Origin of the sequence: Flavobacterium sp. (assembly GCF_046296355.1) — a bacterium.
GTDB lineage: Bacteria > Bacteroidota > Bacteroidia > Flavobacteriales > Flavobacteriaceae > Flavobacterium.
Window position 1 is genome coordinate 34,226 of the sequence record NZ_JBKBLM010000012.1, and the last position, 12,672, is coordinate 46,897.

The following is a 12,672-nucleotide window of genomic DNA, read 5'->3' on the forward strand; positions in this document are numbered from 1 at the left end:
TTATGAAAAAAGTATTTTCTTTATTTATGGCAGCACTTGTTTTATGGAGCTGCGATAGTAATTTTGAAGAGATTAACACCTCTCCAAATAGCTCTCAGACAACAGACCCTAATTTATTGCTCTCATCGGCAATGATTACCACTCAAAACACTTTGTACAATGCGCAAATTGGAGGTGATATGGGAACTTGCTGGGCACAACAATGGTCAAAAGTTCAATACAATTCTGAAGAAAGATACACTCCGAGAAGAGCGGTAATGAATTCGGTTTGGACTAATCTTTACGCTAGTTCAATAGCAGAATGTAAAGCTGCTTATGAATTGGCTGGAGAAAGCGGAAACACTAATTTACAAGCTATAAGTTTGGTATTAGAAGCTAATAATTTCCAAATTTTAACGGATGTTTTTGGTCCGGTTCCTTTTAACGAAGCAGTTGTTGCTGGAAATACAAAACCGGTTCACGATACTGAAGAAGTTGTATACGATGGAATTTTAAGTTTATTGGATGAAGCTGAAACCTTATTTGCTTCAGGAACTGGTGAATTCACTACTACAGCTGACTTTATCTACCAAGGTGACGTTACTAAATGGAGAAAGTTTGGGGCTTCACTTAAATTGAAAGCCTTAATGAGAATTTCTGGTAAAAGAAATGTATCTGCTGAAGTAAATGCACTTGTTAGTTCAGGTCTTTTGATGTCTTCTAACGCTGATTCAGCTCAATTAGCCTACACTTCAGCGCAACCGGATGCTAATCCAATCTACGAAACTATCGTATTTGGAAACAGAGCAGAGTACAAAGTAAGTTCTGTTTTAGTTGACAAACTAAACCTACTTAGTGACCCTAGACTTAGTGTATTTGCACAAGTTAACAACGCAAATGCCTATGTTGGTAATGTTCCGGGGGTTGAAAACCCAGGTAATTACAACGGATTCTCTTCTCCAGGTGTAGATTATTTATCACCTACCTTACCAGGTGTACTTTTATCTTATGCACAAGTAGAACTTTATTTAGCTGAAGCTGCTTTAACAGGTGTTATCTCCGGTGGTTTGGCTACTGCTGATACTCACTATAGAAACGGAATTGCCGCTAACATGGAATTCAATGGTGTTTCAGCATCGCAAGTTACAGCCTATCTATCACAACCAAGCTTAGACTTCGCTTCTGTAGCTGTTGGTAAAGAGAAAATTGGTCTACAAATGTGGTTTGCTCTTTATGGTCAAGGTATAGAAGCTTGGACAGAATGGAGAAGAACCGGACAACCGGCTTTATCTCCGGTAGTAGATGCACAAATTAGTGTTATCCCAAAAAGATTCTATTATTCAACTGATTCACAAAACTTTAATCAAACAAACTATCAAGCAGCAGTAGCATTACTAGATAATGGTGATACTATGCTTTCAAAAGTTTGGTGGATGAATTAATAAAAAAACTATGAAAAAATTTATTTATTTATTTATGGCAATAGCATCTTTAGGTGTTGTGTCATGCGAGGATGAAGACAATGATCTTCTTACCGGTAATCAAAATGAAGGTGGACTGTTAAGTGTTAATAGTATACTTGTTCCCTATGTAGTAGGAAATGGTGCTGATTTTGAATATGCAGCTTCAATTTCTGCTTTCCAAGGTGATATCCAAGTTAACTCTGTGGATATTTATAAAACATTTACAAATGTTGCTGGCGAAAGTTCTAATACTGCATTATTAAAAACAGTTACTTTTCCAAATACTGCTCAAGTAGAGAACTTGGATTTCACGGTTTCTTACAACGAATTAATTAGTGGTTTAACACTAAACGGTGCTCCACTACCAGCTAGTGATAGTGCTTTAAGTATTGGAGATTCTTGGACTTTAACTTATGTATCTAACACAAGCGCTGGAACTCAAGCCCAAAACTTGAAAACAACAAAAGTTTCTGTGGGTACTCGTTTTGCAGGTCAATACAGTGTGATTCAATGTGAATATTGGAGAATCAATGTACCTAGACCCGATGTAACAGGACCATTCTTAGGAACAGTTGTTACTATTGAATCTGTAAATTCAACAACTTATAGAAAATTAGAGTGGGCAGGTCCATTCTCTGGGAATGAGTTCTATTTCACAATTGATTCTAATGACGACATTTTAGTACCTACCACTTATGATGGAGCTGCACAGATACTAAATGCCCTACCGGCTATAAACTGTACAGAAACTCCAGGCGATATGCTTAACGCATGTGCATTCCCTGGCATTCAAAACAAAGCTGTTAGAGATGACGTACTCGGTAAAGACAGACTTTATATGAGTTATGGTTATATCGCTGCTACTGGTCCAAGAGAATTCTATGAGGTCCTTGAAAAAGTTGTTGACTAATTAAATACACAATTATGAAAAAAATATTTAATAATAAATTTGGTTTTGCTTTGCTTTTGTCATCAACACTTTTTGTGTCTTGTGATGATTCTGGTGATGCAACAGGCTATAGTAATTTAATAGTCAATGAAGATGTAGTAGGTACTATTAACTTAGCAAGCCCATTAACAAATTCACAAACAGTACGAGAAGGAGATCAAGCAGTATTTACTTATACTATCACTTTAGACAACCCTCAACCTGTTGATATTCATGTGTCTGTTTTACAAACAGCGGGTGATGCAGATGATCATGACTTCGAATACGATCATGAAATCGTAATCCCTGCTTACGCTACTTCTGCTTCAGGAGAGATTAAAATCTTAAATGATGACGAAGACGAAGACGATGAAACATTTACACTTCGTATTAGTAATGCTAACACTTCTAATGCTACTATAGCTTCTCAAGAATTGTCTTTTACAATTATTGATTGTTATTCTGATTTAGCAGGAACTTACAGCTACGTTACTACTAACATTGGAGAGCCGGGAGGTGGTTTTGTTGATGGACCTATCTCAGGAACAGTAACTTTCACCGCTGCCGGTGCCGGAGTATACAACATCTCTGATGCTTCTTTTGGAGGCTGGATTGGTCTTTACGGACCAGGAAATGTTGCTACTGGAGTACAATTAGTTGACTTGTGTGGTGAGATGGCTTACTCTGGTGTTGACCAGTTTAATGAAGTATTTACTTTCTCTAACCTAGTGATTAATGGTGCTGATATGTCATTCCACTGGGAAAATGATTACGGCGAATTTGGTGATACCACTCTGACAAGAACAGATGGTACCAATTGGCCAAACTTGACTTTACCATAATACTTTAAGTCTAAATCTTAAAACCACCAGTTTTCACTGGTGGTTTTTTTATATCTTTGCCCCATGGAAAAAGAAAACCAAATCTTCGGCATTAGAGCCATTATTGAAGCCGTCAATGCCGGAAAAGAAATCGATAAAGTATTTATACAAAGCGACACCCAAAGCGAATTGATGCAGGAATTGATGAAAGCCATGAAAAAGCACAGCATCAATTTCTCCTACGTTCCCGTTGAAAAATTAAACCGATTAACCCCTAACAACCACCAAGGCGCAGTAGCCACCATCGCTCCTATTACTTTCGTAAAACTCGAAACTTTAGTTGACAGCGTTGTTGAAAGCGGCAAAATGCCTCTGTTTTTAATTCTGGACCAACTCAGCGATGCCCGTAACTTCGGCGCCATTATCAGAACGGCTGAATGTACAGGTGTTGACGGAATCATCGTCCAAAAAACAGGATCCGCTCCTGTCAATGGCGATACCGTAAAAACTTCAGCAGGTGCGGTTTTCAACGTACCGATTTGCAAAGTAGACCACATCAAAGACGCCATATTTTACCTTCAAGGCAGCGGCATCAAAACCGTAGCCGCAACTGAAAAAACGGAAGACAGTATTTACAGCATCGACCTAAACCAACCCATAGCCATCATCATGGGAAGCGAAGACCGAGGCATCAACCCTTCAGTATTGAAAATCGTAGACGAGAAAGCAAAACTACCTATGTTCGGAACTATCGGTTCATTAAACGTTTCTGTAGCTTGTGGTGCGTTTTTGTATGAAACAGTAAGACAAAGACAATAAACTGATTTCAGATATTTAATATCTAATATTATAAATCTAATATTTAAGAGCGAATGGCTCGGGATTTATGAGTAAACCTTATTCCCGCTTTTCGTTATACTTCGTGCCACTACAATCGGGGCTAATTAGCCAGCTATTCTGCTAACTTGTTATCGTCAGTCGCTTCTTTAAAGTGATAAATATAATTAATTCCGGTTGCCGGAATTTCTTCCACTATTTCTTCAGGTTCAGGTGTATTGACAAAATTCCCGTTTTCGTCGAAATGCTTCATAAACATATCGTTTTCGGGATTGAATTCGGGTTTCTCCCATTCGTATTGAATAGCCTTTTTATAATCGGGAGTTTTAAAAATAACGGCGAAAGCAAAACCGGTAATTAGACCGGCCAAATGTCCTTCCCAAGAAATAGTCTTGTCAACATCCGGAAAAACATACCAAACCATTCCGCCATAAAACATTACAACCGTTAGCGACAAAGCCATCAGTCGGTAATATTGTGTCATCATACCTTTGAAGAAAATAAAGGAAACCAGCACATAAATCAAACCGCTCGCGCCAATGTGAAAAGAGTTTCTGCCAATTATCCAAGTAATGGTACCGGAAATCAAAATCCCATAGCACAATACCTTCAGCGAAATATCCCTGTAGAAATAAATCAGTGCTGTGGTTAACACAAACAACGGAATCGAATTATTGGCAATGTGATTCAAATCGCCATGCAAAAACGGGCTAAAAAGCACGCCTTGCAAACCCAAAAATGTTCTTGGTAAAATTCCATGCGAAGTCAAATCAACATTAAAACTGTTCTCAAAAAAGAAAATTGCCCAAATTAAAATCAGCAGAAAGCTCGGAATAATCCAAACCGATGGTGTAAACTTAAAATGGTGGTAATCGTTCATGGTTTTATTTTAACTATTGATTCTTGTCAAAAACACAGCCAAATTAAAAGTAATGCTAATTTGTCAGTTAAGAAAATTTAAAAGAAGCCAACCGTTTGTATTTAGCCCCGATTGAAGTGACACGAAGTATAACGGAAAGCGGGAACACGGTTTAAAAAATGCCTGAACGATTGGCTCCAAAAACTTTAAAATCGTATTTTTACCAAATGGAAGCACCACTTGCCGAACGCATCAGACCGCAACGTTTAGAGGATTACATCAGCCAATTGCATTTGGTGGGCGACAATGGTTCGTTGACCCAACAAATTGCGCGTGGTGTGATTCCGTCCATGATTTTTTGGGGTTCGCCCGGAACCGGGAAAACGACTTTGGCCCAAATCATAGCCAAGCAAAGCAATCGCCCGTTTTATGAATTGAGCGCCATTAATAGCGGTGTAAAAGACATCCGCGACGTGATTGAAAAAGCCAAAACCAGCGGCGGTTTGTTTACAGCCAAAAACCCAATATTGTTTATTGATGAGATTCACCGTTTCAGCAAATCACAACAAGATTCTTTATTGGCTGCGGTAGAAAAAGGTTGGGTAACACTAATCGGAGCCACAACTGAAAATCCGAGTTTTGAAGTCATTCCCGCTTTGTTGTCACGTTGTCAGGTTTATGTACTGAATCCGTTTTCGAAAGAAGATTTGTTGGCTTTATTGCAACGTGCGATAAAAAAAGACAAAATCATTTCGGCCAAAAAAATAAAATTAAAGGAAACCGAAGCCTTATTGCGACTTTCGGGTGGCGACGGACGCAAACTATTAAATATTTTTGAACTCGTGGTAAACGCAAGCCCTGAAGGTCAAATTACGATTACTAATGATAAAGTTTTAGAACTCGTTCAACAAAACACAGTACTTTACGATAAAACAGGCGAACAACATTACGATATCGTTTCGGCATTTATTAAATCGATTCGCGGCAGTGATCCCAATGGTGCTGTTTATTGGTTGGCCCGAATGATTGAAGGTGGCGAAGATGTAAAGTTTATTGCCCGACGCATGTTGATTCTGTCAAGTGAAGATATCGGCAACGCGAATCCGACGGCTTTTATCATGGCAAACAATACCTTTCAAGCGGTTTCTACGATTGGTTATCCTGAGAGTCGAATATTATTAAGTCAGTGTGCTATTTATTTGGCAACCTCGCCTAAAAGCAATGCAAGCTATATGGCAATTGGTGAAGCCCAAGCTTTGGTGAAACAAACCGGAGATTTATCGGTGCCGATTCATTTGCGAAATGCACCTACAAAATTGATGAAAGAATTAGGTTACGGCGAAGAATACCAATATTCGCATAATTACGCCAATAACTTTTCGGAACAAGAATACTTACCGGATGAAATCAAGAATACCGATTTGTACAAACCCGGAAACAATGCCCGTGAAAACGAAATGCGGACATTTTTAAAGAATCGTTGGAAGGATAAGTATGGGTTTTAGTTTTAGTGTTCAGTCTTATCAGAATTTCAAGTTAATCGGTTCTGAAACCAGCTTGCCATTATCGTAGTATTCAAAAACCCATTTTCCTTCTTTGATTAAAACCGTTCCATTCACCCCATTTTTATCGGCCATAAAAACATTTTTTTGGGAAGTATTGAACAAACGCATGATGACTTTGGGCTCATTGTCTATTACTTGATAACCATTGGCTGTAGGCTGAGCAAAAAAGAAAACTTCTGAAGTTGTTACCGGAATAGCCTCTTTTGCGGCATCAATTTTAGAATCAATTACTCTCAAGACTGGTTTTTCTTCAGTCGTTTGCTGAGGAATTGCAACGCCGGAGTAATTGTAATTCAGTGTTTCAAAAGACTTGGCTGCTGCTCTTAAGGCCTGACTGTAGGCGATAGAATATTGCTTTTCTCTACTGCTTCCGATTTCGGTTTGGTAAACAGTATTGCCTTTACAATCTTTTAAAGCGACTCTCACTTTGGTAGCAAATAACCCACTTTCATTGAATAAATCAGCCGTTAAAAAATCACAGCGATTGCCAACATTATTATCAAAAAAGGCATCATCACTAAAATAGGCTTTGAACCCATATTTTTGAAGTAATAATTTCACCGAAGTATTTAATCCATGCTTGTCATCCTCTTTAAAAGAATCAAATCTTTTGGGCACGATTACATACTGATAATCATTCACACTTTGTGCAAAAGACGCTAGAGACATCAACAAAATTAAAGAGAGCATTATTTTTTTCATGTTACAATATATTTTTTAATTCTACTAGACGGTTTATGGTCATTATCTCAGGAATATCGTGGCTGTTTTTCTCATCAAACAAAATGGCTTTCATCCCAAAATCAATCGCGCCTCTGACATCTGCATCAATACAATCGCCAATCATAATGGCGTTTTCTTTATTGGTTTTAGCCAAAGATAAGGCAAATTCAAATATGTTTCGATGTGGTTTTTTGACGCCGGCCATTTCTGAATTGGTCACCGTTTTAAAATAACTTCCCAAACCCGAATTGTTGATTTTTTTATACTGAACTTCCGCAAAACCATTAGTGATAATGTGCAGATTGTACTTGGGCAACAAATAATCTAAAACTTCTATCGCACCATCAAAAAGTTGGTTATTATCCGGTAAAAAAGCTATATAATCATGGGCAATTTGATCAATGTCTTCATCCGAAATAGAGTAGTTTAATGCATCAAACGATTGTTTCAACCGCTGATAACGGAGTTCTTCATGGGTAATTTTATCTACTTGGTACAACTTCCAACAAGCTTGGTTGATGGGTGCGTAAACTTCAATAAATTCTGTTGTATTTAGATTTGGATGATGCACTTTGAATATTTTATCAAAAGCCAAAACCGAATTGCGGTCGAAATCCCAAAGTGTGTGGTCTAAGTCAAAAAAAATATCAGTGATGTGTTTCATTTTAAAATATGCCTTCGTCTTGAAAGCTTAAATAGCCGTTTTCGGTGATGATGATATGGTCGAGCACTTTGATATCGAGTTGCTCTCCGGCAAATTTAAGCTTTTTAGTAATTTCTCTGTCGGCATCACTGGCTAATAATTTACCCGAAGGATGATTGTGCGATAAAATAATCGCCGTAGCATTGTGTTCTAAAGCTATTTTGAAGATTAAACGAACATCTACCACGGTTCCGGTAATGCCACCTTTGGACAATTGCGATTTGTAAATGACTTTGTTCGAATTGTTTAAATACAGCACCCAAAATTCTTCATGAGGCAATTCGCCTATTATTGGTTGCATAATTTCAAAAACGGCTTTGCTTGAAGTTATTTTGTCTAAAACAGCGGTTTCTTCCGTTCTTCGTCTTCTGCCTAATTCTAAAGCGGCCGCAATAGTGACAGCCTTCGCCTCGCCTATTCCTTTGAATTCCATCAATTGCTTTATTGACAATTTGCCCAAAGCATTTAAATTGTTATTCACGCTCGACAAAATCCTCTTACTCAAAGAAACAGCGCTTTCATTCCGACTTCCTGAACCAATGAGAATCGCGATTAGTTCAGCATCACTTAGTACTGCTTTGCCTTTCAGCATGAGTTTTTCACGTGGTTTATCGTCTTCTGCCCAATTTTTTATGGAGAAATTTTGATCGTTTATCATTTTTTTAAAACTAAAATAATGATAAATGTAAGAATTTTAATTTAATTAATCAATCCTTTTACCTCATCAAAGTTTAATCCGCCATAGTTTCCTGAACTCATTAATAGTAAAGCTGAATTATTTAAATCATAGGAGAACAAAAAGTCCTTGAATTCTGCCGGATTGGTAAAAATAATCAAGTCATCGCGTTTGAAAGATTGTGCAATTTGCTCATAAGTTACTTCTTCCAATTGTTTGATTTTAACCGCATCGGGTGAATAGAAAACGACTGCCACATCTGCAGCAGCGAGTGCGCCTTCGTATTCTTTCAAGAATTCAGCATTCAAACTACTGTACGTATGCAATTCCAAACACGCTACTAATTTTCTATCAGGATATTGTGCTTTAACGGCTTTGGTTGTTGCCGACACTTTACTTGGCGAATGAGCGAAATCTTTGTAAGCTACTTTGCCTTTGCCTTCTGCGATTTTTTCTAAACGTTTGCTTGCGCCTTTAAAACTGGCAATGGCTTCGTAGAAATCGGCTTCATCTACGCCCATGTTCTGGCAAATCCATTTGGCTCCGGCCAAATTATTGAGATTGTGGGCTCCAAAAACCTCAATAGGCATTGGTCCTTCTGGCGTATCTAATAAAGTTGTGCCGTCTTTTACTGAGTAACTTGGCGTTTGATAAGGCAATCTTCGGATGGTGTTGGTGCTTTCTTCGGCAACTTTTTTAACGGTTTCATCTTCTTCGTTATAGACTAAAATACCTCCTTTGGTAATTTGGCTGACAAAAATTTCAAATTGCTCTACATAATTTTCAAACGTTGGAAACACATTGATATGATCCCAAGCAATGCCCGAAAGTAAAGCAATATTGGGTTGGTACAAATGAAATTTTGGTCTTCGGTCTATTGGGGAAGACAAATATTCATCGCCTTCTAACACAATGAAATCATTGTCGTGCGTCAAATGTACCATGGTATCAAAACCTTCTAATTGGGCACCAACCATATAATCGACTTCGATGTTGTGAAAATGCATCACGTGTAAAATCATTGAAGTAATGGTCGTTTTTCCGTGAGAACCACCAATAACTACTCGGGTTTTATTTTTAGATTGCTCGTATAAAAATTCGGGATAGGAGTAGATTTTGAGTCCGAGTTCTTGCGCTCTCAACAACTCCGGATTATCCGCTTTGGCGTGCATTCCGAGAATTACTGCTTCAATATTGGCTGTAATCTTTTCGGGAAACCAACCCATTTCTGCCGGCAACAAACCTTTCTTTTCCAATCTTGATTTGGATGGTTCAAAGATAGCATCGTCACTTCCGGTTACTTGGTATCCTTTATTGTGTAGGGCCAAAGCTAAATTGTGCATGGCAGCACCGCCAATGGCTATAAAATGTGTTCGCATTGTTAGGATTTGTTTTTTTCTTGATAGGCTTGCATCAGCAATTTGGCTTTTTCCGGCTGATTCATTTTGTTTTTATACAAATTGGCTAATTTTTGATAGGTAGTTTTAGAACCGCCGACTGCTATGGCTCTGGCATAATTTCTCTCAGCTTCAGTATAGCGTTCAAAATATTCAGCTATTCGACCTTTAGACAAATAACCGTCAACCGGAGAAATTTTGAACAATTCACCTGCATATTGCTGTGCTTTTCGTTCGCTTCCGCCGACAATGCCGGGCAATTCAAGATATAATTCGATTAACGCCCAACGAGCTTCGATATGATTAGCATTAAGTTGAATGGCTTTTTCAAAAGACGCTTTTATATCATCAATCATTCCAAGAGCTTTGAATTTATTGGATTCTTTGGCTTTCATTCCGAGGCAACCTCCGTATTTGTAATGGTAGTTGGCTTCTGCCGGTTTGAGTTTTCTCAATTTATCATAATAAGTCATGGCTTTGTCCCATGATTTATTGGCACCTTCTATATCTCCCAAGTATTCCAATGCTTTTAAATGATTTGGATTTGTTTTGATAAAATCCTCAAAAATTGGTTTTGCCAAAATATATTTGGCTTGCAAAAACAACTTCTCGCCTTTCTCAAAATCAGATTGGGCGAAAATCAGCAGCGGAAATAAAAGTATGATTTTAAAAAAAAGATTTCTCAAACTTACTTTGGTTTAGTGAGAAACAAATATAGACAATTTATACTATTTCCTTGTATTGATTCGGACTGAATTTAGCCCTAAAAAAGACAAATAAATCGTCTTTTATTTACAAGAATCATTGATTTGTCAATAAAAAAATCCTCTATAAACGGTAAAAAACTATCGTTGAAATACACTTCTTATAAAACATAAAATACTGTTAATAAAGTACTTATAGTATTGACGTTTGTCAAAAACGACTAAAAATTGATGGAAAAACATACAAAAAACTGCAGTTAGTCGATTTTTGAGGTTATACAACTAAAAATAATACCATCTATAGACACCCACTCTAAATTTGTATAAGTATTAACGAAGTTTAAAATTCATCGCCCTATGAAAAAAAACTACATGCAAACAGAAATTAATTTATTGCTAGAATTATTTTTTTCCAAAAAATATATCCTACTTCTAGCAACGCTTTTACTTTTAGTAAGCGGATCTTCATCAGCCCAAACAGCGGGACCAAATTATCCTGCCACGGGTAGTTTTATCGCCGGTGCCAATACAGATTGGACCAATCCAGGTAATATAACTGCCGACGACACTGCCTATGCTACACTTACATTGAGTAGCGGACAAAGTTCTGATTACTTACAAGGTACTAATTACGGATTTTCTATTCCTACAGGAGTTGTAATCAATGGAATTACTGTTTCAATTATGAGACAAAGTAATTCTATTTCCAGTTCAAGAAGTATACAGGACGTTGTGGTTCGTTTGGTTAAAAACGGAACAATCGTTGGTAACAATTATGGTGCAACCGCTACTATTTGGCCGGCTACTATGATTGCAGCCAATTATGGTGGAACCACAGATTTGTGGGGAACGACATGGACAGCCGCTGATATTAACAATGCCAATTTTGGTGTTGTGCTTTCTGTAAACTCACCAACAGCAACCAGAACAGCTTCAGTTGATTATATAAGAGTAACAGTAAGCTATACACCTGCGCCAACCATTTCAAACTTCTCGCCTACCAGTGCTTGTGTTGATTCATCACAGTCGGTAGTTATTACGGGTAATTATTTCAATGGTGCTTCTGCTGTTAGTTTTAATGGTGTTTCAACTAGTTTTACCGTAAACAGTAATACTCAAATAACAGCTACACTTCCGATTGGAGCTACAACGGGGGTTATTGCCGTGACTACACCTTCAGGAACGGTTACAAGCGCAAGTAATTTTACAGTTAATCCTTTACCGGTTTTAGCCGCTATTACAGGAACAACCTCAGTTTGTATTGGTTCAACTACAACATTAGCGAATTCAACTTCAGGCGGAACATGGTCTAGTGCTTCTCTAAGTGTAGCTACCATAAACCCAACTACAGGTGTGGTTACCGGAGTTGCCTCAGGAACTTCTTTAATCACTTACACTTACACTAATGGAAATGGTTGTACGAATAGCACCAATACAACGGTAACCGTAGATGCATTACCAGTTGTTTCAGCACCAAGCAGCGTTTGTTTAGGCGATACAGCTCAGTTGACACCAAATTCCGGAGGAACTTGGATTAGTAATGATACAACCAAAGCCACAGTTGATAATACCGGTCTTGTAACAAGTATAGCTAACGGAAGTGTAACTTTCACTTTTACCAATAGCACCACAACTTGTAGCAACACCACAACTGCGATTTCTGTTTTAGCTTTACCAGCTATAAACTCACAACCATCGGCTTCACAAACCGTTTGTTCAGGAAGTTCAGTAAGTTTAAGTGTTAGCGCTTCAGGTGCCGGTTTAACTTATCAGTGGTACAATGGCATAAACCCTTTGTCTAACGGAGGCGCTTTTTCGGGAACCAATACTGCCACTTTAACTATTAATCCTATTGCTTCAAGTCATGCCGGGACAGATTATTACTGTGTAGTAAGCGGAACTTGTTCACCAAGTGTGACCTCTAATAATGCAACGCTGGTAGTGAACCAAGTCGTTGCGATTACAACTCAACCTGCTATTTCTCAAACGATATGTGTTGGTGATACTGCTTCTTTTT

The 12,672-nt window shown here is 38.0% G+C and carries 11 protein-coding genes and 1 pseudogene; 6 read left to right on the top strand and 6 right to left on the bottom strand.

Annotated features, from left to right (window positions below):
* Positions 1–2: 2 nt before the first annotated feature.
* From ACK4HO_RS06895 to rlmB, 4 genes are all read left to right on the top strand, one after another.
* Complete coding sequence (locus ACK4HO_RS06895) at positions 3–1,421, top strand: SusD/RagB family nutrient-binding outer membrane lipoprotein (protein ID WP_409664297.1); 1,419 nt, start codon at positions 3–5, stop codon at positions 1,419–1,421.
* 10 nt (positions 1,422–1,431) lie between these two features.
* Complete coding sequence (locus ACK4HO_RS06900) at positions 1,432–2,352, top strand: hypothetical protein (RefSeq protein ID WP_409664299.1); 921 nt, start codon at positions 1,432–1,434, stop codon at positions 2,350–2,352.
* Positions 2,353–2,366: 14 nt separating this feature from the next.
* Positions 2,367–3,212 (top strand): hypothetical protein, encoded by an 846-nt coding sequence (locus ACK4HO_RS06905; protein WP_409664301.1) that lies wholly within the window; start codon positions 2,367–2,369, stop codon positions 3,210–3,212.
* Positions 3,213–3,275: 63 nt separating this feature from the next.
* Positions 3,276–4,010 (top strand): 23S rRNA (guanosine(2251)-2'-O)-methyltransferase RlmB, encoded by a 735-nt coding sequence (gene rlmB, locus ACK4HO_RS06910; RefSeq protein WP_409664303.1) that lies wholly within the window; start codon positions 3,276–3,278, stop codon positions 4,008–4,010.
* 133 nt (positions 4,011–4,143) lie between these two features.
* Here rlmB and ACK4HO_RS06915 read toward each other — a convergent pair whose 3' ends face one another.
* Positions 4,144–4,908, bottom strand: coding sequence for a rhomboid family intramembrane serine protease (locus ACK4HO_RS06915; RefSeq protein ID WP_409664305.1), 765 nt, complete (start codon positions 4,906–4,908; stop codon positions 4,144–4,146).
* A 206-nt stretch (positions 4,909–5,114) separates the two neighbouring features.
* Here ACK4HO_RS06915 and ACK4HO_RS06920 point away from each other — a divergent pair, with 206 nt between their 5' ends.
* A complete protein-coding gene (locus ACK4HO_RS06920) occupies positions 5,115–6,392 on the top strand; it encodes a replication-associated recombination protein A (protein WP_409664338.1) in 1,278 nt (425 codons plus the stop codon).
* An 18-nt stretch (positions 6,393–6,410) separates the two neighbouring features.
* Here ACK4HO_RS06920 and ACK4HO_RS06925 read toward each other — a convergent pair whose 3' ends face one another.
* Genes ACK4HO_RS06925 through ACK4HO_RS06945 form a run of 5 tightly spaced genes read right to left on the bottom strand, consistent with a single transcriptional unit; the run spans position 6,411 to position 10,637 of the window.
* Positions 6,411–7,154 carry a hypothetical protein gene (locus ACK4HO_RS06925; RefSeq protein ID WP_409664307.1) on the bottom strand — a complete coding sequence of 248 codons (744 nt, stop codon included), beginning with the start codon at positions 7,152–7,154 and terminating at the stop codon, positions 6,411–6,413.
* Between the two features lies 1 nt (position 7,155).
* On the bottom strand, positions 7,156–7,839 hold the full coding sequence (locus tag ACK4HO_RS06930) for a YjjG family noncanonical pyrimidine nucleotidase (RefSeq protein WP_409664309.1): 684 nt from the start codon (positions 7,837–7,839) through the stop codon (positions 7,156–7,158).
* 1 nt (position 7,840) lies between these two features.
* Complete coding sequence (gene radC / locus ACK4HO_RS06935; protein WP_409664311.1) at positions 7,841–8,536, bottom strand: RadC family protein; 696 nt, start codon at positions 8,534–8,536, stop codon at positions 7,841–7,843.
* Positions 8,537–8,577: 41 nt separating this feature from the next.
* On the bottom strand, positions 8,578–9,933 hold the full coding sequence (gene murC, locus ACK4HO_RS06940; protein WP_409664313.1) for a UDP-N-acetylmuramate--L-alanine ligase: 1,356 nt from the start codon (positions 9,931–9,933) through the stop codon (positions 8,578–8,580).
* Positions 9,934–9,935: 2 nt separating this feature from the next.
* Positions 9,936–10,637: a tetratricopeptide repeat protein gene (locus tag ACK4HO_RS06945; protein ID WP_409664315.1), complete on the bottom strand. Its 702-nt coding sequence runs from the start codon at positions 10,635–10,637 to the stop codon at positions 9,936–9,938.
* Positions 10,638–11,012: 375 nt separating this feature from the next.
* Here ACK4HO_RS06945 and ACK4HO_RS06950 point away from each other — a divergent pair.
* Positions 11,013–12,672, top strand: a pseudogene (locus tag ACK4HO_RS06950) (hypothetical protein); the annotation flags it as partial.